This window comes from Neorhizobium sp. 2083, assembly GCF_031455615.1.
Classification (GTDB): Bacteria; Pseudomonadota; Alphaproteobacteria; order Rhizobiales; family Rhizobiaceae; genus Neorhizobium.
This window is the reverse complement of sequence record NZ_JAVDTC010000013.1, coordinates 12,594-38,266: the sequence shown is the minus strand read 5'-3', so window position 1 is coordinate 38,266 and position 25,673 is coordinate 12,594. Positions and strand designations below refer to the sequence as shown.

The window sequence follows — 25,673 nt, the reverse complement described above, 5'->3', positions numbered from 1 at the left end:
TGCGGAATGCGAATCGAAGCGGTGTTAAGCGTTGAGATGGCACGCACTGTGATGGCCGGCGGACAATTGGCGAAGGGCTGGTCGCTCCACGCGACAGCGGTCCATTGTAAACGGGCAGCGCGGATGGAAATGGCAGCCGGGGGGCGGGGCAAGAGGGCTCGGTATCTCTCCGCTGATCGTCGCGTAATCTTTCCTCTCGGCATCCAGATCGGGCCGTTCGGCCAGCAGAGCCTGCGTGTATGGATGGGCCGGGCTGGCAAAGAGCTCCTCGACGGGCGCTTCCTCGACGACGCGCCCAAGGTACATGACGACGACGCGGTCCGAAATGTGTTCGACTACGGAGAGGTCGTGACTGATGAAGATGTAGGTGAGACCAAGATCCTCCTTCAGGTCTAGGAAGAGGTTGATGATCTGCGCCTGAATGGACACGTCGAGCGCTGCGACGGACTCGTCGCAGATCAGTACGTCCGGCTGGACCGCCAGCGCACGGGCAATGCCGACGCGTTGCCTCTGCCCTCCGCTGAGTTGATGCGGGAGGCGGTCGGCCAGCGCGGGATCGAGGCCGGCACGTCGCATCTGTTCGGCAACATAATCGCCCATTGACCGGCGGTTCGTCATCCCGTGATAAAGAGGTGCGACGCCGATGATATCCTTGAGCCGCTGCCGGGGATTGAGGGACGACGTGGGGTCCTGAAAGATCATCTGAACCTTCAAGCGCGCCGCCGCGATTTCGCGTGCCGAATGCTCGGCGATCGGCTTGCCCTGCAGGCTGACTTCGCCCTCCGTCGGTTCGAGGAGGCCGGCAATCACGCGTCCGAGCGTGGACTTGCCGCATCCCGATTCTCCGACAATGCCGACGACTTCGCCGGTGGAGACTGTCAGACTGACATCATCGAGCGCATGAACGACCGGGTTCGGTGTTTTCAGGTGCAGCGCCTCGGCGCCGCGCTCGATCAACCCAGATTTCCGTGAAAAGCGCTTGCTCACATTTTTGACTTGCACACGGTCGGTCACGAGATCGCTCCTTCCATTACGGGATGGAAACAGCGGACTTTCCTCGCCTCCACCCTGTCCAATGCCGGCAACGTAAGGCAGACGTCTGATGCACGTGAACAGCGCGGTCGAAAAGCGCAGCCTGGCGGAAGGCTGGCGATCGGCGGCGTCGTTCCAGGAATTTGCGTCAGCCGGCGACCGCGCGCGTTACGCGAAGGCAAGCTACCGAGGAGGCCGTGGGTATATGGATGGAAAGGCCGCCGGAGGACTTCCCTGGTCCGGCCCTGTTCGACGATGCGGCCCGCATACATGACCGATAGAGTGTCGGCGAGGCCGGCGACCACAGAGAGGTCGTGGGTGATCCAGATCAACGCCGTTCCATTTTCGCGTGCCAGCTTCTGCACGATAGACAATATCTGCGCCTGGATCGTCACATCGAGTGCGGTCGTCGGCTCGTCGGCGATAATCAGATCGGGAGAAAGGAGCAGGGCGATGGCGATGGCAACACGCTGGCGCATACCGCCGGAAAACTGATGCGGGTAGGCGCTCAGTCTTTCGTCGGGACTGGGAATGCCCACCATACCGAGCGTATCACGCGCCCGCTGCCTGGCTTCTTCTTTTCCCACCCGAGCATGCGCCTGGATCGTTTCGATCATCTGCGTGTCGATCCGCAGGACAGGATTGAGGGTCGACATAGGGTCCTGGAAGATCATAGCGATGCGGTCGCCGCGGATCTGGCGTAGCTCCTCCTCCGACAGATTGCGCAGATCACGGCCCTTGAACCTGATGGCCCCGCCGGCCACCTGGACCGGACGGTCGAGCAGTCCCATGATGGACAGTCCGGTCAGGGACTTGCCAGATCCGGATTCTCCGACCAGTCCCATAACCTCCCCGGCACGAAGCTGGAGGCTTATGTTGTTGATGAGAGGCGTCTTGCCTTCCGGCCCGGAAACTTCGGTCGTAAGCTCTTTGACATCGAGCAGATAGTCGCTCACCGTTGCGCTCCTTTGGGATCAAGCATCTGGCGCAGACGGTCGCCGACCAGATTGATGACGAAGATCGTCACCACGAGCGTCACGCCCGGAAACAGGCTGATCCAGTAGATTCCGGACAACACGAATTCGAAGCCGCTGGAGATGAGCAGGCCCAGCGAAGGTTCGGTGATGGGTACACCCAGCCCCAGGAAGCTTAATGTCGCCTCCAGGGTGATGGCCCGCGCGACCTGCATCGTCAGGAGGACGACGAGCGGGGAGATACAGTTGGGCAGAAGCTGGCGTAGAAGGATGTTCCAGTGCGGCAGGCGCAGAAGGCGAGCCGCCTCAACATATTCGCGGCGCATCTGCGTGAGCGCCGATCCTCGCGCCGTTCGAGCATAGGTCGCCCACTCCACCAGCACGATCGCAAAGACGACGTTTCCGATGCTTTTTCCCAGCAAAGCGAGGATGAGCAAGGCGGAGAGGATCGTCGGAAAAGACAGCTGGAGGTCGACGATACGCATCATCACCGTTTCCGTGCGGCCGCCCACATAGGCCGCGACGAGGCCAAACGTCGTTCCCACGACGAAGGCCAGTGCCGCCGATCCAAGCCCGACGACGAGACTGATCCGCAGCCCGTAGAGGATCGCCGACAGAATGTCGCGTCCTTGGCCATCGGAGCCGAGCAGAAATCTGAAGCCTGCCATGGATTCGCTGCCGGGCGGCAGTCTGCCGTCCATGATGTCGAGCTGCATCAGGTCGTAGGGGTTTTGCGGCGAGAGAAGCGGCGCGAAGATCGCTGCCAGAACGATCAGGAGCGTTCCGGCCAATCCGAGACAGGCCAGCGGAGAGTTGCAGAACCGGCGCAGGAAGCCGACGCCGTCCTTGAGCATTTGGTTGGTCATGGCGGACTGCATGTCATTCTCCCTGAAGCCGGATACGGGGATCGAGGAGCCGATAGGTGATATCGACCAACAGATTGATGAGGACAAACATGACGACGACGAGCATCAGGTAGGCGACGATGACCGGGCGGTCGAGAGCCGCGATGCTGTCGATGATGATCTTGCCCAATCCCGGCCACGCAAATATCGTTTCTGTCACTACGGAAAAGGCGATTGTCTGGCCGATATCCAGGCCGACGACGGTAACCACCGGGATCATGACGTTCTTCAGAACATGGACGTTGAGAATGCGTCGTGCCTTGATCCCCTTTGCCCGAGCGAAGCGGACGTAGTCGCTCGTCATTGCTTCGCGCACGCCGGCCTCGGTCAGCCGCGCCACCATCGAGATGTTGAACAACGCCAGGCTGACGGCGGGCATGATCATGTGCCGTAACCCGTCCCATGTCAGGAACGACCAGGGGATGCCGAGAAATTCGACGGTTTGGCCACGGCCGGAGCTCGGCAGCCAGCCGAGGTAGACGCTGAACGTCATGATCAGCAAGATGCCGATCCAGAAAACAGGCAGGCTGAAGCCCAGGATCGACCCGGTCATGATCGTGCGGGCAAGAAAGCTTTCCGGCTTCTGCCCCGCGATCAGTCCGAGCGGTACTCCCACGACCAGCGACAGCAACACCGCGGCTAAGGCCAGCTCGAGCGTGGCGGGAAGCCGCGACAGGATGAGGGTCACGGCAGGCTCCTTGTACACGTAGCTCACACCCATGTTGCCCTGAACGAGCCCTCTGAGGAACAGGACGAACTGCTCGTAGAGCGGTCTGTCCAATCCCAGATCGGCGATCAGTCGCAAGCGTTCTTCGTGCGTTGCCTCGGCCGGAAGAAGCGTTTCAACGGGATTACCGATAAAGTGCAGGCTCAAAAAGAGTATGAGCGCCATCGCCATGGCGACGAGGACAGCCTGTGCTGCCCGCTGAATGATCCATATGGTCATGGTTGTTCCGCTGATCGCGCCGTAGCATGATCGCCGATTTGCCGCATTCCAATAGACGAGGAATGCGGCATGGCGGTCTTTTGAGACGTATGGCGTTTATCGTCTGATTGCGAACGTAGACAAGCTTACTTCGTGAGCCTGACGTCCTTGGCGAGCGTCCGTTCATCGATGCGTGGCTCATAGGAAACGGTCTTCTTCGTGACCCAAGCGTTGCTCTGCATGTAGAGAGGGATGATCGCGCCATCGTCCAACGCAACTTTTACCGCTTCCACCAGAGCCTTTTCGCGCGCTGCATCGTCGTAGATAGCCATTGCCTTGCCGACCAGATCGTCGAGCCGCCCGTTGGAATATCCGCTGTCGTTTGCGGCGCCGAGGCCACGCTTAGCGTCCTTGGTTCCAAGAACGTTCACCAGCATCGAGCTCGCATCATATGTCGCATTTCCAAGTCCGAGAAGCTTGACCGCGAATTCGTCCTTGCGCGAAGAAAAAGTGGTCCACGGAAGCGCTTCCACGTTGGTGGCGACGCCGATCCGGGTCCACATCTGAGCAATCGCCTGAACCGCGGCGGGTGCATTGGGATAGCGATCGTTCGGGACATGGACGGTCAACCGGAAGCCTTCCGGATAGCCAGCGTCGGCCAAAAGCGCCTTCGCCTTGGCTGCATCGGCAACCGGGACCTTGATGTCCGGTGTGAAAGAAAATGCGCCTTGTGGCAGCCACTGTCCGGTGGCAGTTGCCGTGCCGCTCATGATTTTGTCAACGATCGCTTCGCGGTTGATCGACATCGACAGCGCGTTTCGAACGCGGACATCAGCCAAGGGGTTCTTGCTGAGCGGCTCGCCCTTGGCGCTCTTCACGAAGGCGCTCCAGGCGTCTCCCGATACTGTCGGGGCCAAATAGATCACGCGGAGGCCGGGTGCCGACACGAAATTGAGTTTTGAGTCCGACTTGAAACGGCTGATATCGGTTGCTGCCGGAGCGTCGATCACACCGACGTCGCCCGCCAGAACGGCTGTCGTTCTGGCGCTGGCGCTGCCGATCATGCGATAAACTGCTTTGTCCCACTCGACCTTCGGCCCCCACCAGTCAGGGTTCTTTTCCAGAACGACTTCATCACCCTGGCGAAAACTGCCGAAGCGAAACGCGCCAGTACCGATTGCCGCTTTGCCAGAATTATAGTCACCGGTCTCGGCGGATGCGCCTGCGTGCCGTGACACGATCGCGACGTTTGCGAGTTCTCCGGGAAGGGTGGGGGCCGGTCCTTTAGTCGTGACAAGAACCGACAACTCTCCGTCGGCCTCGACCTTCGCAACATTGCGCAGAAAACCGCCGAACCCGCCCGGACTGTTCGGTACTGTGCCGGCGCGGCCTAGCGTGAACACCACATCGTCGGATGTCAAAGGCTTGCCATCATGCCACTTGACCCCGGCCCGTAGCGTGAAGCGCCATTGAGTGTCGCTGACACTTGTCCACTTTTCGGCCAGGCCCGGCACCAATTGTCCCGACGCCGTCCGTTCCGTGAGGCGGTCGAAGATTTGCATCGCGATGCTGTTATTGGGCGAGGCGTTGTAGAAGTGTGGGTCGATCGACGTAACTGTACCTGCAAGGCCGATCTTGAGGTCTTCAGCCCACAGCGGATGCGCGCCGAAGGCGACGACCGACGCCATCAGAAGTGTTCTTTTCAAGGACATGGTTCCCTCTTGTTGTTTTGCTTAGAGACGAAGTCGCTCTGTCGGGTAACCGGCGGCGTGCCTCCTTTTTTTAAGATCGCGGAATACTTCACATCGATCAAATGAATATTTTTCCTATCCGTTATTCGTAGAGCGAATATGGGACGGTATTGTTACCAGTCGTGTTGAAGGTCGCCTATCGCGACGACACGGTGAAGGAAATCAACATCCTTTGCCGCGTCGATACGCTCGACGAGGTCATCTACATGAACAATGGCGGCATCCTCCAGACCGTTCTGCGCTACCTGGCTGCCTAAAGACTTATCTTCCGCCGCCTAGCGCGCCAGCCACCGGGGCGGCGGATACCTCCAAGATGGGGATCGGCGATTGATGTGATTTGCGCATTAATATCGCCGATATTTGCATTTGAGTATTCTGTGTCGCGACCGTATTCACCAATAATCGAGACAGTGAATATGGTGCATGATGAAGTGGATGTCGGAGAGCCGAGTTCCGGCCGTACTGATGCGTGGGGGTACGTCCCGAGGTCCCTATCTATTGGAAGGTGACCTTCCTTCGGAGCCCGCGCTGCGCGACAGAGCCTTGATCGAGATCATGGGCTCCCCCAATATTCTTCAGTTGAATGGCTTGGGTGGCGGACATCCACTGACAAGCAAGGTCGCTATCGTAGCGCCTTCGACGCAACCCGATGCGGATGTGGATTATCTATTCGCGCAGGTTTCCGTAACGGAGGCCACGGTAGACACCAATCCGAATTGCGGAAACATGCTGTCTGGAGTGGGTCCTTTCGCGATCGATGCAGGCTTGGTGGAAGCCGTAGATGGAGAAACCGAAGTCCGCATCTTCAATCGCAACACATCGACACACGTGCGTGCGATCGTTCAAACACCCGGCGGGCGCGTAAACTACCAGGGTGCCACGACGATTGATGGCGTCCCGGGGTCTGCCGCGCCGATCCTGCTCACCTTCATGGATGCGATGGGATCGAAGACCAGCGGGCTGTTCCCAAGTGGACAGAGACTCGAAGTCATCGACGGTATAGAGGTGACGTTGGCGGACTATGGAATGCCGATGATGCTGCTTCGTGCAGAAGACCTGGATCTTTCCGGCGATGAGACGCCGGACGAACTCGACGCGCGAACGGAGCTTTTCGCCAAGATCGAAGCATTGAGGCTTGAAGCGGGTCGCCGTATGGGACTGGGCGACGTCTCCAAATTGGTCATTCCCAAGGTCGGGATACTCTCCCGTCCCCGCCGTTCCGACGGGACCATTACCTCTCGATATCTTTTGCCGCATAAGACGCACCGCAGCCATGCGGTGACGGGCGCGCTATGCGTTGCCGTGGCAAGCCGCTCCGTGGGCACTATCGCCCACGGTATCGCTGCGGGGGGTACCGGTTCGGTGATGGTGGAGCATCCGTCCGGCGTCATCCAGATCGAACTCGATTTCGATGCTTCTGGAAACGTACGCAACGCCAGCCTGATCAGGACCGCACGGCGGATTTTCGAGGGGGTCGTGATCGTGCCGCCGCTCGTCACGGAATAAATCTAGATCACCGGGCATCCGAAAGAACGTTTGGGATGCCCCATCAACTGGGAGGAATACAAATGATAAAACGTCGCGTTCTCACTGCCATGCTGGCAGTCTTCGCATCCGGGTCCTTTCTCGGTGCGGCCCACGCCCAATCGGACAATTATCCGAGCCGACCGGTCAAGCTGATCGTGCCTTATGCCGCGGGCGGCGGGACTGACGCGATTGCCCGCCTCGTTGCCAATGGCGTCGGTGAAAAGCTCGGCCAGTCGATGGTCGTGGAAAACAATGGCACCGCGGGCGGCAACGTCGCTTCACAGCTTGCGGCCAAGGCGGATCCGGATGGATACACGGTCCTGATGGCCAACCAGGGCCCGATGGTCGTCAACCCGCATCTGTTTGAGAACATGAAGCTTGATCCGCTGACCGCATTCGACCCGGTCACACTGATCGCGCGCTCGCCACTCGTTGTCGTCGTTTCGAAGAATTCGCCGTACAAGAGCTTCAGCGACCTGATGGCGTTCGGTAAGGCAAATCCCGGCAAACTCACTTATGGCTCGGCCGGCAACGGCTCAGCCAGCCATCTGGCGACCGAGATGTTGTTGAAGATGGCTGGTATCCAGGCCGTTCACGTACCTTACAAGGGTGCAGGCCCGGCTCTCAACGACATGCTGGGTGGCCGTGGCGACTTCATGATCACCACCGCTCCTTCCGTCCTTGGTTTGATCGACAGCGGCGACATGGTCCCGCTCGCCGTCACGACAAAGGAGCGCGTCAAGCGTTTCAACGCCCCGAGCGTGGCCGAGAGCGGATATCCGGATTACGTTTCGGCTGCATGGTACGGCTTCGTCGTTCCGAAAGGCACGCCCGCAGCTATCAACGAGAAGCTGCGCAAGGCGACAATTGAGGCCATGGGGTCAAAGGAAATCAAGGATCGCCTTGAAGCAGAAGGCACCACGCTCGTCGGCGATAGCCCCGCAGAATTCGCCTCCATGATGAAAGCGGAATCCGAGCGTTGGAAGGGCTTCCTCGCAACCGCCGGCATCAGCATCAAGTAAACTGTAGAAAAGCTCATCCCTGGACGCTTTTCCCCAAAAGAACGCTCCGTCATAAGCCGGAGCGTTTTCTGTAGCGCAAGAGCAAACGTATCCGGAGCAGCATTCTAGGGCATCGCGATATTTGAGCGATAAGGAGGAAATGCACCATGACATCTCAAAATAGTGCGGCCCGTCCGACAGGACGGATCAGATCTCCGCAAAACGTGGCGGGCGGCATTGTGCTGCTCCTGCTCGCGGTATCTGCGATCTGGTTGACGATCGACTTGCCGCGCGGAACCCTTAACTCTGTCGGTCCTGCCATGCTGCCGCAGGCGATCGCAGCCTTGATCGGCATTTGCGGTATAGCGCTCCTTATCACCGGCCTGACGAAGCCATCGGATCACGAGGAAGCCATCTGGACACTTCGCGGCCCTCTGTTGGTGGCCTGCTCAATTGTCATTTTTGCGCTTACGATCAAGCCAATGCATTTCGGTAATCTGGACACGCCAGAATTGGGGCTTGTGATCTCTGGTCCGCTCGCCATCATCATCGGCGGTTATGCGTCACCTGAAGCGCGGCTGCGCGATCTCGTGCTTCTCGCCCTGGCGCTGACACCGTTCTGCATGGTCCTTTTCGGCGACATGCTCAACCTGCCCATTCCGATCCTGCCGCGCTTCGTCGGTCAAAATCTGTTTGCCGGCATTTCCTATAAAACCGCCCTGCGCGTAACGGCTGCCGTGATGTTCGGCATTGCCGTGATCCTGTACCTGACGACGCGAGGCTCCTCTGCGTCTCTGCAGGTCGCCAAGCACGATGAGGTAAAATAAGTCATGATGGACTTTGTTTCCAACCTCGGCTTCGGCTTTGCTGTCGCGCTGACGCTCAAGAATATCGGCCTTTGCTTCATCGGCTGCATCGTCGGCACGCTGGTCGGCATTTTGCCCGGCGTTGGGCCAATCGCCACGATTGCGATGTTGCTGCCGATCACCTTTGGACTTGACCCGGTCGGAGCACTTATTATGCTCGCCGGCATCTATTACGGCGCGCAATACGGCGGCTCGACGACGGCGATCCTCGTCAACATTCCCGGGGAAGCAACCGCTGTCGTCACCACGCTGGATGGCCACCAGATGGCGAAGCAGGGTCGTGCGGGTGTCGCACTCGGCATCGCAGCAATCGGCTCCTTCATCGCCGGCACGTTTGCGACGCTCACGATTGCAGCCCTGGCAAAGCCACTGACCGGCCTTGCGCTGGTCTTCGGCCCCTCCGAATATTTTGCCCTGATGCTGATGGGTCTGGTCCTCGCCGTTGTGCTGGCGCATGGCTCGGTCCTCAAAGCGATCGCAATGATCCTCGTGGGCATCCTGCTCTCCACCGTCGGCGTCGATATCGAAACCGGCCGGGACCGCATGACCCTCGGTCTCGATTTCCTCTATGACGGCATCGACTTCGCCGTTCTGGCGATGGGCGTCTTCGGCATCGCCGAAATCCTGCGCAATCTCGACAATGTCGAGACCCGCGACGTCGTGCGCCAGACGATCGGTCGCCTCCTGCCCGGCAAGGAGGACTTCAAGCATTCCGCAATGCCGATCGCGCGCGGCACGATTATCGGCTCCATTCTCGGTATCCTCCCGGGCAATGGCGCCGTGCTTGCACCTTTCGCTTCTTATTCTCTGGAAAAAAAGCTCGCGAAGAACCCAAGCCGTTTCGGGAAGGGCGCGATCGAAGGCGTTGCCGGACCTGAAAGCGCCAACAATTCAGGAGCGCAAACCTCCTTCATCCCGCTTCTCACCCTCGGCATCCCGCCGAATGCCGTCATGGCGCTGATGGTCGGTGCGATGACCATTCATGGCATCGTTCCGGGTCCGCTGGTCATGACCAATACGCCGGATCTATTCTGGGGCATGATTGCTTCTATGTGGGTGGGCAATCTCATGCTGCTCATCATCAACCTGCCGATGATCGGCATGTGGGTGCGGCTGCTCAAGGTTCCGTATCAGCTGATGTTCCCGGCGATCCTGATGTTCTGCTGCATCGGCATCTTCTCGATCAACTCCGAGCCGGTTCAGGTTATCTTGATCGCCGTCTTCGGCCTGGTCGGTTATTCGATAAGCAAGCTCGGTTTCGAACCAGCACCTCTGCTTCTCGGCTTCGTACTCGGCCGCCTGCTGGAGGAAAACTTCCGTCGGGCGCTGCTGATGTCACGCGGTGACTTGATGACCTTCGTCTCAAGCCCAATCTCGGCCACCTTGCTGCTGATCGCGGTCGTCGTTCTCGTCATCTCGTTCCTGCCGAGCCTGCGCAGGAGCCGCGACGAGGTCTTTACGGAATAGGTCAACACAGCACGAAATATACTCAAAGAAATGGCGGCATCATTAGGGCCGCCATTTTTTATCGATTGCGAGAACCGCCTCCGGTGGAGAACTGGGCCCTTATTCTACACCGACTAGAAGCGCTCCGCGGTGGATGCTGAAATGAACAGAGGCATGGTGAACGACGCCGTGATCGAACTGGCCTGAAGCGATACCGGTCGGCCGCTGGAGCGGCGGTCGGGTAATACGTGATTTCACAGGCATGTTTGACCGAGACGCGCGTCAGCACGGATAACAGGCCCGCCATTACCCGTGCTGTTTCTATAGCGATCGCGCGCGGACGGGATTAACCTCGACGCGCTCCAGGTCTGCACGCGGGACCCTAGGTGCGTGAGGCGACGGCCATTTCCACAATTTGCAGAAACTCGGCAGCGTTGACCTTTGTCGGTTCGTAGGTGGTTTTACCGAGATTGCGCGCTACTGCGAATTCATCGGTGACGGCGCGGCGGTGGACGATCACGGTGTCGATCGCCGGCATGCAGAGAACGAACTGGCCAAAATTGCCGTTCATCAGAAACGAGCCTTTTAAAGCGGGGGTCGTCGAGGTCGGTATCCACCACAAATAGCCGTAACCGAGACCTTCCTTGCTTTTGGTCCGTTCTGGCGTGACATGCATTTTCGTGCTCTCGCTCACCCAAGCTTCGGGTATAATCGTCTTGCCGTCCCATTTACCTTTCTGAAGCATCAACTGGCCGAGCTTCGCCATGTCGCGCGCCGAAAGGAATAGGTGGTAGGCCAGATAACGCGACTGGTTTTCGTAACCCATCATCCGCTGCCGACCGATATCATAGTCCTGGAAGCCCAGCGGTTCCGCGAGATCGGTCTGCAACGCTTCGAATATCTTGCGGCCGGTGCGCTTCTCGAAGATCGCGCCCAGAACGTTGAAGTCCCAGTTGTTGTAGAGAAATGTCGAGCCCGGAGCGGTTTTGCCGCGCTCCGGCGTGTTCTCGTTTCCTCCGGGGCTTCCGGCCGGATGATAAATGCCGGAACTGGAAATCAGCAGATTTCTGACCTTTGCGGTCTTTTCGAGCGGCAGAAGGCCCCCGTCTTCCTCGATCCCGATTTCGCCGATCGTCATGTCGAGATCGATCTTGCCTTCCGCAACGTATTTGCCGAACAGCATCGAAAGCACGCTTTTGCGAGCGGAGGCAAGATAATTGACGTCGGAGATGTTACCGTAGCGATAGACGATTTCTCCCTTATTGACGATCGCCAGCGACGTCGTTGCCATCGGGTAGAGCTTCTCTTCCATCTTCGCGACTTTCTCAGCCGACCAGCCGGCCGCCGAAATATCCTTCACGGATTTCCAAGGCTCGCCCGAGGAAGCGTCAGGGCAGGTGGGATCGGCTGCGGCAGCGGCGCGAGGCGCAAAAAGGCCGGCCATGGCAGCCGAACCCGCTGCGGAAACGGCAAGCATGGAGCGTCGCGATAGGGTGAAGTCTTGGGTCATAACGTTCTTTCCTGAAAATGAGATTGTGGCCGCTGCGATGGTGTCAATCGCGGGCGCAGGTAAAGCTGGAGGCTTGGGACATGTCGCCTTTGCCGGTGTATTTCGGCCAGGAGGGGTACTCGCAAAGAGGCCGGGTGCGTCCGCGCGTATCGGATTTGGTGGCATCCATGACGATCGGGTTGATTGGCGGAACGCTGTTTTCGACCCAGTTGTCGAGAGCGGTCAGGTTGTCCCAGGTGGGCGAAAAACGTCCGCCGCCGTGGGCTAGGCCGGGCACGAGATAGAAGCGGACGAATTCGGCTGCTTTCTCACGACCCATCTTTGCGACGATGGCCTCGTAGAGTTTGGCGTTGCCGTAAGGACTGACGCTCGGGTCGTCGGTTCCCTGAAGCCAGATGATCTTACCACCCTTGTTGGCAAAGGCCGACCAGTCTGTCTGCGTTGCGCCGATGACGCCGGACAGTTCGACGATGCGGTCCTTGAACTTGCCGGGATCGCGAATGTCGAAGGACAGCAGGTCGAGCGACTGGTCACGCACAACGAAGTTCTGGAGGAATTCGAACGAGCGGCTGGAATGATGGGCATTCGGTCCCGAGACAGGCGGATTGCGTATCTGCGGCTCCGAACCGAGCTGCATCAGGATGCCTTCGAGGCTGTTATAGCCGGGGTAGCTGTCGATGCCGTTCGCCAGTTGGTACGACAAGGTGTATCCCCCGTGATAAATCTTGAGGGTCCGGTCGATCTGGGCCTTCGTGAGGCAGTTTTCCGGATTACCGGTTTCGCCCGCCCTGCAACTGAGCTTTTCGACCAGCGTGGCGGATTGCTTGCGGCAGCCGGATGCATCGCTGATCAGACCGTCCTTTGCACCATCTAGCGCGTCGCAGCTTGCAATCGCATCCTTTGCAATTGTCTCGACCAGCTTCGGAGGGATCCACCCAGCCGATTTGTCGTCATAGACGGCACGGGCAAGGCCTGCACCCCAAAGCCTGAGACCAACGAAGTTGGCGGTGGGATAATTCGTCAGAATGCCATCATAGACATCAGGCCAGCGGGACGCCGCCGTCAAACCTTCCCGGCCGCCTGTGGAGCCGCCCTGATAATAGACTCTCTTGATTGGCCTGGCGTAGCGCTTTTCGACGAGCGCCTTTGCCACGTCGAGCGTCTTCCTGATGTGCATGTAGCCATAATTGAGCATGGCCTCGTCGTTCTTACCGAAAGAGGCATCGTCGGCATTGGGCGCCTGATGACCCGAATCGCTGCCAAACGTGACATAACCTTGCGCGAGCGGGGTCTGCACCACGTCGAGGCCAAGCGTGATCTTTTCTGTTGTCGGCGGAATGCTGCCATTATAGCCGCCGCCGCCATATTGCAGAAGCTTCCCGTTCCAGCTGCTCGGCAAGTTCACCTGCCATAATATCTTGGGCGCTTGGGGATCGACGGGTGACGTCTCGCCCAAGACTTTGCAAAACTCGCCTTGCTGGTTCCCCAAGTCGCTGGACACCATGAATATCGCTGATGTCACCTTTGCGCCTGATGTCGGCAGAGTGATCGTGCCTGCAGGCAATGTAACTGAGTTCAAAGCCGAACATTGCGCAGCGGGATCGCCTGCCTGCGCCGATGCGGGTGATGTTGAAGCGTATAAAACACTGACCGCCAACGCCATCGGCGAAAGCGTTCTCGAATAAATTCGCATGATTTCCTCCCTATCCGACCGGCGGTGAGGCCGGTTGCGATGCTCTTTCGGAAACATCGTGGCCGATAGTACGCGGGCCAGATATCGAGGTTAAATGCAAATATCGGCTCAATTATTAAGTGATTCGCATCAATGCAATCGGCGCTGTTACGACGCAATCAGTTTTCCGCTCGCTTCCAGACCGTAAGCAGCATTTGAATGAAGCGATCAGCAGCAGGTGATAGAATCGAGCTCTTGCGCCTCACGACGCCGATCGTGCGTGTCACCACAGGATTGACGATGGGCCGTGTCACGAGAAACGGGTGTTCGTCCCGGGGTGTTGCCAACTGTGGTAGAACAGAAATACCCAGTCCCGCTTCGACCAGACCTAACGAGGTATTCAGATGAGTGACCTCATAGAACCAGTCGAGTTTCAAGTTCGAGCGAGCGAGAGCGGAATCTAGCAAGGTCCGATTGCCGCTTGACCGATCGACGACGACTAGATGGTGGCCCTCCAGTTGCGGCCACTGAATTTCGTCAAAAGCGGCGAGCGGATGATCGCGCCTTATCGCCAACACGAAAGGATCGTCGATCAATGGCTCGAACGACAGTTCGGGATCAGAATTTCCCATCAGATTGATTCCAAACTCGACTTCGCCCCGCGCGACAGCCTGCAATCCCTCATTCGCAGTTAAATCGCGGATCCTGAATCGTATCTGCGGATAATCGTTGTTGAACGCCTTAATGACGCTGGGCAGAAAGTAGAAAGCAGCCGTCGGCACGCAGGCCATTGTCACCAGACCGCGCCGCTGAGATCCGCTGTCCTTCATAGCAAAAAGCGAGCTGTCAAACTCTTCCAGCATTCGTCTTACCAGCGGCATGATCTCCTGGCCTGCTGCGGTTGGCGCTACATGTCTCGTGGTGCGTTCGAGAAGCGTGATCCCGACAGCCTGCTCCAGCTTTTGTATTCGGCGCGTCAGCGCGGGCTGAGAAATATTGAGCGCTTCTGAGGCCCGGTGGAAACTCTCCAGTTCGACGACGGTCTGAAACGCGCGAAGGTCGAATATCTCGCAGTTAACACGCATGCACTTTACCTTGTATTCCCGCGGCGAAGCGCGCTTTGAGATGTCGAAAGATGATGTCCACCAGCGCCAATCTAGCAGCTTAGCAACTGGATTGTAGTCAATCCTTTAGCAAAATATTTGCTGCTGTGGTTCGCCCCCGGGCATCTTCTGGGTCTGCTTGCTGATCGCTCGACTCAGCGAAAGGTTGATCTCACAGTGGCTTTGAGCCAAGTAAAGCGCATTTACATCTGAAGACAAAAACTAAAAGATCGAAAAACTGGCTATGCCGCGAGATCAAGGCCTTAGCTCCCGCGACAAGGGGGCTTGGGTTCGGGTCCCATCAAGGCGAAAGAGTGCCTTAATGCAGTGCTCAGGCCTGTTGCCACCCATGCGGTCGACGGTCGCTTCGCGCGAATCTCGGTAGTAGCGGCGGCCATCCATGCCCTGCCCAGAAAGTAGACACCGCATTGGCTATGTCTTGACGGCAACTGCGCCGGTGTTCGACATTACTCGCTGGACGGGCCCTATAATCGGGTTCAACGCCGCTAGGCCGCTGGGGTATCTCATGGACTGCACCGATGCCGATTACGCCGATGTCGTCGAATGGCGACGCGACATTCATGCACACCCTGAACTTCAATTCGAGGTTCACAGGACAGCCGCCTTGGTGGCAGCGAAGCTAGCCGAATTCGGCTGCGACGAAATCGTCACGGGCATCGGCAGGACGGGTGTCATCGGCATCATTCACGGCCAAAAGCAGACTAGCGGGAAGGTAATTGGACTGCGGGCTGATATGGATGCGCTACCGATCGAGGAAGAGACGGGAGTGCCCTGGGCATCGACGACCAAAGGCGTGATGCACGCGTGTGGGCATGATGGACATACCGCGATGCTTCTGGGTGCCGCTCGCTCCCTGGCACGGACCCGAGCCTTTGACGGGAAGGCGGTGGTTATCTTCCAGCCAGCAGAGGAAGGTGGCGGTGGCGGAAAGGCGATGATCGACGACGGATTGATGGAGCGCTTCGAGATCGATGAAGTCTACGCCATGCACACAGAGCCGGGGTTGCCAATCGGACGGTTTATGACGGCCAATGGTCCACTGGCGGCATCTGCCGATGGCTTTCGGATAAAGATCGAAGGCAAAGGCGCTCACGGTGCGTCACCCCATGTCAGCGTTGATCCGCTTGTTGTCGGCGCGAACATCCTTTTGGCACTGCAGACGATAGTTTCCCGCAATGTCCATCCTCGTCAATGCGCCGTCGTCACAGTAGGCTGGATGGCGGGCGGAAAGGCTGGAAATGTCATTCCGCAGGCCGCCGAGATGGGCGGCACGACGAGGAGCTTCGATCCCGCCACGCGCGATCTTATAGAGACACGAGTAACGGAAATCGCGGTGCATGTTGCCGAGGCTTATGGAGCAAAAGCAACGGTCACCTACAAGCGGATGTTTCCGCCGACCGTGAACCACCCGCGTCAAACGGCTTTCGCAGTGAGCATAGCGAGATCGCTGGTGGGGACAGAAAACGTCAATGACTCAATAGAGCCGCTGATGGGATCAGAAGACTTCGCGTTTATGCTCGAAGCTCGGCCGGGAAACATCATGCTCATCGGAAACGGGGATGGGCCTTCCGTGCATGACTCTCGCTACGACTTCAACGACGCCGCTATTCCGTTCGGTGTCGCGTATTTCAAGGCGATCGTGGAGGCTGGTTTGCCGTTAGCATGACAGCAATAAGTCCGAGCCTTTTCCGCTTCGCTCCTTCGTTCCGGTCATTGAGGCCATTGATGCGCCTGCCCGAGAGCAGACATTCTCACCGGACAGGGACACGCACCCGTGCCGGCGAAGGTGTGTCAAGCGGCTCTCGCCCAGCTGCACCTGTCGAAGGAGGTTCGGTTCCGGTGGCGCCAAGCGCTGTTGAAACGTCGAAAGCGGAATTGTAGGTATCGGCAATGATCTGGTTTGATGCGGTTTTAGAGAGGCCGATCGAGGACGAAAGGCTGCAGCGTGGAATCGCGGCGATGCTCGCAATTTCTTTTGATAGTGTTTCCGTCGTCCACAGCATCAGCGAGATTGGCTCTCTTCCGGTCACCTGCGTGGTCGAGCCGGGAAGCGCCGATCCCTACTCCCAGCTCATCACTATCTATCTGTCCGAGCCTTTGGAACATCCAGACATCCTCGAGAGCGCCTCTCGTTTCGCTGTAATATTTGACACATCTCTGCTGCTGGCAAACGATGCGACTGCCAATCCCTACTCATTCGTAAAAGTATCGAGTGGCGGGCAGCAATCCGTTGTCTTGGTCGACCCCGACGAACTCGACGAAAACGAACGTTATGTGATTCAGGAATCCAGGCCGATCTCCCTCGCTCGAACCTAGCCGTCCGAAGCCGCCACCGTCGGCGCTGGAGCTCGAAATTTTGGGACGACTTACTATCCACTTGCCATAAGCGACCAGGCAAGCAGATATTGCTAAGGGTAGAGCAAGTGCGGAAGAGCCTATGACCTTGTATAACGTGCTGATGAGTCTTGGCGTTGTCGTTTTGATCGGTATCTTGCTGAAAGGCTTTTGGGGTGTCACTCGCATCAAGCCTCTGGAGCAGCCCGACAACGCACAAAGCGACGGTGTTCCGCCGACATAACCGGCCATCCCTGCTCCCATTGGCACCGGCAGGAAGCCATCGGCGAGCAGGCCAACTTAACGCAATGCGTCGAAAGCGGGAGAGCTATGATCGCGGCCTATATAGACGAATTCATCATGCTTTGCGCCGGCCTGTGGATGACGTCCGTGGGCTTTGGTTATCTGCCCTTATCGAGAAATCCGGCAAGCCGGCTACCGTTGGTTCGTCACTTCAAGTGGATGGGGCCATTGCTGCTCGTTATCGCGATCGTTTTGGCTGCCGCTTCATAGCTCGCCATCAGACCGTTCGGGTATAATTCCACATGGACAAGTTGCTCGCCTGCACGTCTTGCGGATTGGATGAAACAGACTCTGTCGTCCATTTCGGCTCGTACATTCTCCGGTGCGCCGCCTGTGGTGAAGCAATCGTCGCGACATCATTCATAGTAACACTGAACTCAGATCATGAGTGTTCAGCCTTTGTCGATGCAGGCCCCGGAAAACGCCCTCCGCCAGAGGCGCTCATCGCGCGCGGACCGCTCCGGCTGATCGCAACGGCAATCAGCGCCGCGGCGAATGACGGAACTCTGATACGCCTGATCTCCGATCCAACGACGGATTGAAGTCACGGCGCCGAACGCTTCGAGAATCTAGCCTCTCAACGCCGCCACAGGACCGGCTGATCGAGGTCATTTTAAACGCGAATGTGGACTCCCATCGCATGAATGTATCAAAAACGCGGGAGCATGATCGGCCCTGTGTTTTCGAGCCGGAGCGCCGATCATCGGCACCTTGCAGGACGCTGGGTTTTTGCAACGTCATCGGCATGAAGGACAAGCACGCCGCAAGGCCGAAAAAGCCGACCAAATCGCAACGGCTATTGCAAAGGCTGGCTGCGACGCCGGATCAGCTCTTCAATGGCAAGTTCCGCCAGCAGTTCGATGCCTTGTGTATTCGCCGCCAGCCGGCAACCGATGCCATCGAAATCCTGGTGATTACCTCGCGCGACAGCGGTCGCTGGGTGATCCCGAAGGGATGGCCGATGAAGGGGCGCAAGCCACATGCGGCAGCGGCGATTGAGGCCTGGGAGGAAGCCGGGGTACGCGGCGATGTGCGCAAGAAGCCGGTTGGCCGCTACACCTATCTCAAAGAGCTGGATAATGGGGACGTGGCCCCGTGCATCGTGGACGTCTTCGAGATCGCAGTCACCGAGATCCGCGAGAATTTCAAGGAGCACGGCCAACGCCAGCGCCATTGGGTCAGCCCCGATGAAGCCGCCCGACGTGTCCGGGAGGTCGAGCTGAAATCGATACTCGTCGCGTTCAAGCCGCACGACAAGAATAGACGGTGATAGCGGCAGGCTAGGTTCAAATCCAGGGGATGAGACCCGCTGCCGTGTAGAGGAGGGCTCCTGTCACGGCCAGCGCGATCAGGGTCACGCCAAGGCCGAGTAGAACCACTAGCCCGTCACGCTCGATTAGTCCGATAGCGATAACGCAGAGTGCTGCGACAGGGGCGAGGTTTCCAAACGGAATTGGTAAAGCGACGGCGACCGCAAGGCAGAAGACCGGAAGTGCAAGCAGGTAAGGCATGCGCGGCCCGGCAAACGTCTCCATTCGACCCGGCCGGACGAAATGCTCGATCTTTCGAACCAGCGGTGACGCGTGCCGCTCCAACGCCTCGAATGCATTCGTCGATACGCGGCGATCGGCAAGGAGCGATGGCAGCCACAAGGATCTAAATCCGAGCGCGAATTGAATCGAAACAATCGCAAGCGCGGATCCGAAGACCATCCCGAAAGGGCCGGGAATAGGGATCAGCGCTGGCAGAGCCAGAAGCAACATGACAAAGCCAAAGCCGGACTTTCCCATAAGGTCAAGGGCGTCGGCTATTGTAAGGCCTTCCCGGCTCCGTGCCTCCGCTACAAGACGGGACAAGGTCTTGGACGCTGTGCTCGTAGATTGCTCGAAGCCAGGCGTTGCCAAGGTCAGCCTTCCGCCTCGCGTGCGTTTTCTGCGCCGATCAGTCCACGCAGCGCGCTGCAGTTCGGATCGGCTCCGTCAAACAGCCGCTCCGGTGACGTCCATCCCGTCGAGATGCCGACGACCGTGGCAATCGCCCAGCCTGGTTCGTTGCCGGCCTTTTCGATGAGGAGCGGTACCTGGACGACCAGACATTGGCGCGACTGCTGCACGATCTCAACCGGCGCGCTCGCGCGTTCGAGATGTTGCCGCATCTCGGCGTGAAGCGGATCGACAACGAACAGTGTGAACATCCATGCAGCAATATCTGCAATCATAGTCAGGCCCTCGTAGCGTGCGGCATTTGTCGGTTTGAGGTCCGACATCATGAAAGCGCCGAGGACTTTCACCAGAGGGGCCCGGACCAGCGGGTCGAGAGTGATGTGGGAAACTGAATGGCTGGATTCAATGCCGTTATGCCCCTGACGGCGCAAGTCGTTCCGACCGCTCACATTGCATCGCGCAAATTGAGAGGAATTCCGCATGTCGTATTACCTTGTCACACAGACGTGGCCCGTGGAAGGCGAGGTCGAGGTCAAGGCAGCTCAGAAGGTCTTGCGAAGTTACGGTCAGGTATCGTGGTGGAATTCACGTACCCATCTTCAGAATCTCTTTCGAGCGATCATCCGCCGAATAACTAGTTCCTGGATTGTGAGAAGTTCAAGAGGAGGCCCTCGCAGGGGGCGACGCTCTAACTCTCTGTTCATTATGATAACCCAGCAAGGGGTAATATCTGGGACGGCTTCGAAGTGAGCGCATAGAGGCCGCCAGAAGCGATCTGCAGCAATTGTTGAACCACTTCCCGTGCTCTTGCGTTGTGGTAAGCTCCAGTTTTTGATCATCAAATACGGCCCGTGGATCAGGAATAGAATGACACCATCAATCCGTTTCCCCGCCGAACGGCTCCAACAGATCCTCGACAGCGCAATCGACACCGGAATCATCACGCTCGATTCAGAAGGCGCCATCACCGGCTGGAGCAAAGGTGCCGAGAGGTTGCTGGGCTGGTCGCAGGGAGAAATGCTCGGGAAAACGCTGATCGAGATCTTCCCTGCTGAGGAAGGCGCTTCAGCCATGCTGGCAGCGGAACTTTCCGACGCCCGCCTGTTGGGCAAGGGCGGAGGCGAAGGCTGGCGGATGCGAAAGGATGGGGGTCGGATCTGGGCGGTCGGCGAGACGACGCCGTTCTTCGATGACGGTCAGGTGCTTGCCGGTTTCGTGAAGATCCTTCGGGATCGCACCGAGCAGCGACAAACTGAGACGATCCTTCGCGAGCGCACCCGGGCCTTGGAAATTCTTAATCGGGCCGGCGCCGACCTCGCTCGTGAAACCGACCTGGAAAAGGTTGTTCAGCTGGTGACGGACGCGGGGGTGGATCTGACCGGAGCGCAGTTCGGGGCTTTCTTTTACAACGTCATCAATGCGGCGGGCGAGAGCTATATGCTTTACACTCTTTCGGGTGTTCCGCACGAGGCTTTCTCGAAGTTCCCGATGCCCCGCAATACGGAGGTTTTTGCGCCGACGTTTCTCGGGGAAGGCATTGTCCGATCCGACGACATCACAAAGGATCCTCGTTACGGAAAAAATCCGCCTCGCTACGGAATGCCGGAAGGCCATCTCCCTGTCCGCAGCTATCTGGCGGTCTCCGTGATCTCGCGAACGGGGGAGGTAATCGGTGGGCTGTTCTTCGGTCATGCTGATCCGGGCGTATTTGACGAGGAATCCGAAAAAGGCTTGGCCGGTCTTGCCGGCGAGGCGGCAGTCGCCATCGATAACGCGCGGCTCTTCGAGGCGGCGCAGCGTGAATTGGACGAGCGCCAGCGCGCTCAGGAAGCGCTGAGGGAACTCAATGCCAATCTCGAAGATCTTGTGAGGCAAAAGACCGATGAGCTTACGCGCAACGCGGACGCTCTTCGCCAGGCGCAAAAGATGGAAGCGGTCGGGCAACTGACGGGTGGGGTGGCCCACGACTTCAACAACCTGCTTCAGATCATCGTCGGCAATCTCGATACGCTGATGCGGAACCTGCCGCCAGAATCCGGGCGCCTGCGCCGCGCCGCCGCTCAGGCGATGAATGGTGCGCGCCGGGCGGCGGCACTGACACAGAGGCTTCTCGCTTTTGCTCGCCGTCAGGCGCTCGACCCAAAACCCGTCGATCCCAACGCGCTCATCCGCGGGATGTCGGAACTGCTTCATCGCACGCTGGGGGAGATCTACCAGATCGAGGTGGTGCTCGCGGGTGGTCTCTGGAAGACAGAAGCGGATCCCAATGAGCTTGAAAGTGCCTTGCTCAACCTCGCGATCAACGCACGCGACGCGATGCCAGATGGTGGGAAATTGACGGTCGAGACATTCAACGCTCATCTCGATGAAGCCTATGCCGCGATGCATGCCGAGGTCCTACCCGGCCAGTATGCCGCAATCAGCGTCTCCGATACTGGGGTAGGCATGGACGCCGAAACGTTGTCCCGCGTGTTTGAACCTTTCTTCACGACCAAGGATCAGGGTAAGGGCACTGGTTTAGGCCTCAGCCAGGTCTATGGTTTTGTTAAGCAATCAAAGGGCCATGTGAAGATCTACTCGGAGGTCGGCGAAGGCACGACTGTCAAAATCTATCTCCCGAAGTTGGTTGCCGAAGGCGCCGAGGAAGAGGTGGCCGAGAGCGCGCTCATTCCAGAAGCCGCCGATGGCGAAGTAATCCTCGTCGTCGAGGATGACCCCGAAGTTCGGGCCTATTCGGTGGAATCGTTGCGCGAGTTGGGGTACCAGGTCCTGGAGGCCAAGGATGGCCCGACAGCGCTGCAGGCGCTGGCGGCTCATGGGCCGGTGGATCTGATCTTTACGGATGTCGTCCTTCCCGGAGGTATGAGCGGTGCCGACGTGGTTGCGAGAGCGAGAGAGCTTTATCCCACGATGAAGGCCCTGTTCACCACGGGTTACTCCCGCAACGCGATCGTCCATCACGGTCGATTGGATAAGGGTGTCCACCTTTTGCCAAAACCATTCTCATTCGAAGACCTGGCAACGCGCGTCAGGGACGTGCTTGACTTATAAACGGTTCACTTAGACGACCGAACCGAGAAGAGGCAGGGGTTTGGGTGATTTGCGCGCCAGACAGCTCCGGTAGAAGCTCCTTCGCAACCATCAACGGTTCTCCCGCGGATGGTCGACTCCGACAATACCCGGTCGAAACTCCGGCGGCCGATATATACCGTCGATCCGCAAGCTCGACAGGATTTGATTTCGACACCCCCCGCCGATGAGTTGCCTCCACGTCCGAAGGCTTTTAAGATGGTGAGGCTTGGTCGCCGCCGGCTCTCCGTATCCATGGACTATTCGTCCCGAGTGCGAACGCGATCGTTTGCTGCAGCTCTTTGATCGAAAAAGGCTTGCCAATCAGGGGTTGGTCAGCGAATTCACGAGATAGGCCGCTTTGCCCATACCCAGTGCTGAATACGAAGGGTATGCCACGCTCTTGAAGGATTTCTGCAATGGGGAAGCTGGGCTGGCCAGCCAGGTTGACGTCCAGTATTGCCAGGTCAACCTGAACGGTGGCAGCAAGCCGGAGTGCATCCGCCAACCGCGCTGCGGACGCCACGATCTCGCAGCCGAGATCCTCGAGCATGTCTTCGATCATGAGGGCCACGAATCCTTCGTCCTCAACAACGAAAACCTTCAGTCCAAAGTAATCGGTCATGCCTGAACCGCCTCAATAGGAACCGTGATACGGCAACTGACGCCAGCGGGCTCAAAGGCGAGGTCAAACTCACCTGCCAGATCTCGTTCTATACATCGTTCCATCAGCCGGCTGCCGATGCCCCGTCGCGTGGGAGGGCTGACCGCCGGTCCGCCAGATTCCAGCCATTCTAGGACAAGCCTCGGCAGAATCTCGTCCTTCTGGAGGTCCCAGTTAACTAAGACCCTGCCAACGTCCGATGACAGCGCTCCATATTTGATGGCGTTCGTGGCGAGTTCGTTGAGGACCATCGTGAGATTCAGCGCGGTGCGCGGATCGAGAACGACTGCGGGGCCTTCAATTTTGATCCGACCCGCGGCCTCGCCGGCCATTGGTGTCAGTATTTCCCCGGCAAGCAAATCCAACGGTGCATCCTTCCAGTGGTGCCTGGTCAGCAGATCATGGGCACGTGACAGCGCCAGCAGCCTTGCTTCGAACCGCTCTATGAAGTCGTGCACGCCGTCAGCATATCGTGCCGTTTGCCCCGCCAGCGACTGCACGGTGGCGAGTGTGTTTTTGACCCGATGATTAAGCTCATCGATGAGGGTCTTCTGGCTGTTCTCGGCCTGTTTGCGCTCGCTGATATCCACCAGCATGTTTATCGCGCCGATGAGATTACCTTCGGCGTCATGAAGGGGCGTGGGGTAGGGGATGAAGGGAACGCGACTACCATCCGGCCGCTCGGCGATTGCCTCCGCCCCGCGCACGGGACGATCTTCTTTCAATGCCACGGCCATAGGGCACTGGTCGTGTGGCAAAGGACTGCCGTCCGGATTGTAGAGGCGCCAGGTAACGCACCACATGTCGCCGGGTTGAGGGGTCCGTCCCGACATATCCACGGCCGCCTTATTGTAGAAGGTGATGCGGCCCGTCGCGTCGGTCGTATAAACGGCGGCTGGCAGCGCCTCCAGAAGATCGCGCATGTGCCGCTCGCTTGCGCGTATCTGGTCCTCCATCTGTTTGGCTGCTGTCACGTCCTGCAGGACGCGCACGCCATAGCGAAATCCACCAGCCTCATCCTGCACGGTAGAACTGTGAACGTCGAGATACACCGTGTTACCATCCGGCCTGATGGCGCGTTTCCGGAGGAAATAGGAGTTCAAATCTCCCTTGATCTGACGCGTGTACTGAGCCGCGTCTTGCTCCCGATCTTCCTCCTCAGTGTAATCGAAGAAGGTCATGCTGAGCAGCTCTTCACGAGAGCGCCCTAACATCCCGCAGAGCGCATCGTTGACGCGAAGCAGGCGGCCCTCGGCGTCTGCCTCAGCAATCCCGATGGTGGCAGCCTCATACGTGGCCGCCAGACGCTCCTCACTTTCGCGGCGCGCGTTCTCAGACTCGAAAAGATCGGTCACGTCGGTGGTAAAACAGCGTGTGTTGACGAATGCGCCGTGTTGAAAGCGGCTATTGGACGTCACCAGCACATGCTTGATCGACCCGTCCTTGGCGCGGAGCCGCGCGGGATAACGGTCAAGCTTTTGGCCGCAGGAAAGTTTCTGGAGAATGTCCCCGATAACAGGTGCGTCGGCATGAAACTCCGCTATGTGGCGGCCGATATATTCTTCGGCTGTGTACCCCAGGAGAGCAAGTTCTGCCTTGTTTGCTCGCTGAATGATACCGTCACCGCTAACGATGTGAAGTCCGACGGCGCTGTTTTCGAAAAAGTCCTCGAGGTCGTCCCCTTTTCGACGAGCTTCGTCTTCCTTAACCTTTCGGTCGGAAATATCCTGAAAGCAGGCTATGGCTCCCTGTATCCTGCCGTCGCGATCTTTCAGTGGCCGGGTATTGACCAGAGCGGCGAAGCGCCGACCATCCGGCCTCTCTACCACGAGCTCGGCATTGCGAGTTGCGGCACCGGTGAAGACTGCCCTCGCCATCGGGCAAAGTTCGTGTGCGAGTGGAGTGCCGTCGGGAAGGAAAAGACGGTTCAAGCCGCAGAAGCGCTCCGGTGTCTCCTCCAGCGATAGAGGTCGCCCCCAAAGTTCAACAGCCTCCGCATTGTAACGGACCAGCCAACCGTCATGGTCACAGAGCCAAACGCCCCCGGGGATGGCGTCGAGTACGCCGGGCAGCGCCGCCATTAACGCATCATATTCGCTCAGCTTTCGCGCAGCGATGGGGAATTCCTCGACATTTGACATAGGCGATCCTACACCTGCTTCCTTCGGGCGCCCTGCGCACCCAATCCTCCGCCCAAAAGCAGATTAGGTAACACGCTGAAACGACCGAGGCGGCTATTCGTTCCTGGCGAGGGCATGATTGTGAAAGGATGGCGGACACATTGGTCCCGCGGTGGTTGCTGCCGGTCTGCTTGGTCTTCCACTAATCACGACCAACTGATCGCGCAGAATGGGGCGCCGGCGCGCCCGCCGGGCCGAATCCACATTCCCCAGGCGGGCGCGAACGGTTGCCGCTTATCGTCCGGCCGTCATGAAGACCAGGCTGGTATAGGATTAGCGAGATTGAGCGCACCGAGCAGAAGGCTATGGCATCCTCCCCCTATGGACCAGCGCTCACCGTTTTGACGTCGGCTGCTCCAGCCCAATCCGCAGCGCATCAGGTAACCTGCCGCAAGGATACCAAAGGGACGCCGTCGCAGCGACGCCCTTCAACATCGCGGCTTGGAA

At 58.5% G+C, this 25,673-nt stretch carries 24 protein-coding genes; 12 read left to right on the top strand and 12 right to left on the bottom strand.

From position 1 onward, the window contains the following. Positions 1–24 precede the first annotated feature (24 nt). From J2X76_RS30225 to J2X76_RS30205, 5 genes are all read right to left on the bottom strand, one after another. On the bottom strand, positions 25–1,014 hold the full coding sequence (locus J2X76_RS30225) for an ABC transporter ATP-binding protein (protein WP_310221430.1): 990 nt from the start codon (positions 1,012–1,014) through the stop codon (positions 25–27). After that, positions 1,011–1,988, bottom strand: coding sequence for an ABC transporter ATP-binding protein (locus J2X76_RS30220; protein WP_405030126.1), 978 nt, complete (start codon positions 1,986–1,988; stop codon positions 1,011–1,013). Before J2X76_RS30220 ends, J2X76_RS30225 begins: the two co-directional genes overlap by 4 nt. Beyond that, complete coding sequence (locus tag J2X76_RS30215; protein WP_310221428.1) at positions 1,985–2,884, bottom strand: ABC transporter permease; 900 nt, start codon at positions 2,882–2,884, stop codon at positions 1,985–1,987. The genes J2X76_RS30220 and J2X76_RS30215 overlap by 4 nt, the downstream gene beginning before the upstream one ends. 1 nt (position 2,885) lies before the next feature. After that, entirely contained in the window at positions 2,886–3,857 is a 972-nt protein-coding gene (locus J2X76_RS30210; RefSeq protein ID WP_310221426.1) for an ABC transporter permease, read from the bottom strand. Between the two features lie 125 nt (positions 3,858–3,982). Further along, positions 3,983–5,524, bottom strand: coding sequence for an ABC transporter substrate-binding protein (locus J2X76_RS30205; protein ID WP_310221425.1), 1,542 nt, complete (start codon positions 5,522–5,524; stop codon positions 3,983–3,985). A gap of 173 nt (positions 5,525–5,697) precedes the next feature. Between J2X76_RS30205 and J2X76_RS30200 the strand changes: the two genes are divergently transcribed. The 5 genes from J2X76_RS30200 to J2X76_RS30180 all read left to right on the top strand — a co-directional run bounded on the left by J2X76_RS30200 (position 5,698) and on the right by J2X76_RS30180 (position 10,448). Continuing rightward, entirely contained in the window at positions 5,698–5,844 is a 147-nt protein-coding gene (locus J2X76_RS30200; protein WP_310221423.1) for a hypothetical protein, read from the top strand. Between the two features lie 169 nt (positions 5,845–6,013). Further along, positions 6,014–7,093: a 4-oxalomesaconate tautomerase gene (locus J2X76_RS30195; RefSeq protein ID WP_405030129.1), complete on the top strand. Its 1,080-nt coding sequence runs from the start codon at positions 6,014–6,016 to the stop codon at positions 7,091–7,093. Positions 7,094–7,155: 62 nt separating this feature from the next. Beyond that, positions 7,156–8,136 (top strand): tripartite tricarboxylate transporter substrate binding protein, encoded by a 981-nt coding sequence (locus J2X76_RS30190; protein WP_310221421.1) that lies wholly within the window; start codon positions 7,156–7,158, stop codon positions 8,134–8,136. Positions 8,137–8,282: 146 nt separating this feature from the next. Then, positions 8,283–8,942, top strand: coding sequence for a tripartite tricarboxylate transporter TctB family protein (locus tag J2X76_RS30185; protein WP_310221419.1), 660 nt, complete (start codon positions 8,283–8,285; stop codon positions 8,940–8,942). A gap of 3 nt (positions 8,943–8,945) precedes the next feature. Then, positions 8,946–10,448 (top strand): tripartite tricarboxylate transporter permease, encoded by a 1,503-nt coding sequence (locus J2X76_RS30180; protein ID WP_310221416.1) that lies wholly within the window; start codon positions 8,946–8,948, stop codon positions 10,446–10,448. Positions 10,449–10,809: 361 nt separating this feature from the next. Here J2X76_RS30180 and J2X76_RS30175 read toward each other — a convergent pair whose 3' ends face one another. The 3 genes from J2X76_RS30175 to J2X76_RS30165 form a co-directional block, all read right to left on the bottom strand. After that, on the bottom strand, positions 10,810–11,871 hold the full coding sequence (locus J2X76_RS30175) for a serine hydrolase domain-containing protein (RefSeq protein WP_405030128.1): 1,062 nt from the start codon (positions 11,869–11,871) through the stop codon (positions 10,810–10,812). Positions 11,872–11,980: 109 nt separating this feature from the next. After that, entirely contained in the window at positions 11,981–13,630 is a 1,650-nt protein-coding gene (locus J2X76_RS30170; RefSeq protein ID WP_310221414.1) for a tannase/feruloyl esterase family alpha/beta hydrolase, read from the bottom strand. A gap of 158 nt (positions 13,631–13,788) precedes the next feature. After that, a complete protein-coding gene (locus tag J2X76_RS30165) occupies positions 13,789–14,694 on the bottom strand; it encodes a LysR substrate-binding domain-containing protein (RefSeq protein ID WP_310221412.1) in 906 nt (301 codons plus the stop codon). A gap of 544 nt (positions 14,695–15,238) precedes the next feature. Here J2X76_RS30165 and J2X76_RS30160 point away from each other — a divergent pair. The 6 genes from J2X76_RS30160 to J2X76_RS30135 all read left to right on the top strand — a co-directional run bounded on the left by J2X76_RS30160 (position 15,239) and on the right by J2X76_RS30135 (position 18,640). Next, on the top strand, positions 15,239–16,399 hold the full coding sequence (locus J2X76_RS30160; protein ID WP_310221409.1) for a M20 aminoacylase family protein: 1,161 nt from the start codon (positions 15,239–15,241) through the stop codon (positions 16,397–16,399). A 224-nt stretch (positions 16,400–16,623) separates the two neighbouring features. Next, entirely contained in the window at positions 16,624–17,049 is a 426-nt protein-coding gene (locus tag J2X76_RS30155; RefSeq protein ID WP_310221407.1) for a hypothetical protein, read from the top strand. A gap of 121 nt (positions 17,050–17,170) precedes the next feature. Next, the gene (locus J2X76_RS30150) at positions 17,171–17,311 is read left to right on the top strand and encodes a hypothetical protein (RefSeq protein ID WP_310221406.1); all 141 of its coding nucleotides are present in this window, start codon (positions 17,171–17,173) and stop codon (positions 17,309–17,311) included. An 86-nt stretch (positions 17,312–17,397) separates the two neighbouring features. Beyond that, positions 17,398–17,580: a hypothetical protein gene (locus J2X76_RS30145; protein ID WP_310221404.1), complete on the top strand. Its 183-nt coding sequence runs from the start codon at positions 17,398–17,400 to the stop codon at positions 17,578–17,580. A 32-nt stretch (positions 17,581–17,612) separates the two neighbouring features. Continuing rightward, the gene (locus J2X76_RS30140) at positions 17,613–17,912 is read left to right on the top strand and encodes a hypothetical protein (protein ID WP_310221402.1); all 300 of its coding nucleotides are present in this window, start codon (positions 17,613–17,615) and stop codon (positions 17,910–17,912) included. A 203-nt stretch (positions 17,913–18,115) separates the two neighbouring features. Next, complete coding sequence (locus J2X76_RS30135) at positions 18,116–18,640, top strand: NUDIX hydrolase (RefSeq protein WP_310221400.1); 525 nt, start codon at positions 18,116–18,118, stop codon at positions 18,638–18,640. 16 nt (positions 18,641–18,656) lie between these two features. On the opposite strand, the gene J2X76_RS30130 is transcribed toward J2X76_RS30135, so the two are convergent. Both J2X76_RS30130 and J2X76_RS30125 read right to left on the bottom strand, forming a co-directional pair. Further along, positions 18,657–19,226 (bottom strand): exopolysaccharide biosynthesis protein, encoded by a 570-nt coding sequence (locus J2X76_RS30130; protein ID WP_310221552.1) that lies wholly within the window; start codon positions 19,224–19,226, stop codon positions 18,657–18,659. Between the two features lie 50 nt (positions 19,227–19,276). Continuing rightward, positions 19,277–19,795 carry a hypothetical protein gene (locus J2X76_RS30125; protein ID WP_310221398.1) on the bottom strand — a complete coding sequence of 173 codons (519 nt, stop codon included), beginning with the start codon at positions 19,793–19,795 and terminating at the stop codon, positions 19,277–19,279. A gap of 385 nt (positions 19,796–20,180) precedes the next feature. Between J2X76_RS30125 and J2X76_RS30120 the strand changes: the two genes are divergently transcribed. Then, entirely contained in the window at positions 20,181–22,364 is a 2,184-nt protein-coding gene (locus J2X76_RS30120) for an ATP-binding protein (RefSeq protein WP_310221396.1), read from the top strand. Positions 22,365–22,596: 232 nt separating this feature from the next. Here the strand turns inward: J2X76_RS30120 and J2X76_RS30115 are convergent, their stop codons facing one another. After that, on the bottom strand, positions 22,597–23,007 hold the full coding sequence (locus J2X76_RS30115; protein ID WP_310221394.1) for a response regulator: 411 nt from the start codon (positions 23,005–23,007) through the stop codon (positions 22,597–22,599). Next, positions 23,004–25,187, bottom strand: a complete 2,184-nt coding sequence (locus J2X76_RS30110; RefSeq protein ID WP_310221392.1) for a PAS domain S-box protein — start codon at positions 25,185–25,187, stop codon at positions 23,004–23,006. The genes J2X76_RS30115 and J2X76_RS30110 overlap by 4 nt, the downstream gene beginning before the upstream one ends. Positions 25,188–25,673: the final 486 nt, after the last annotated feature.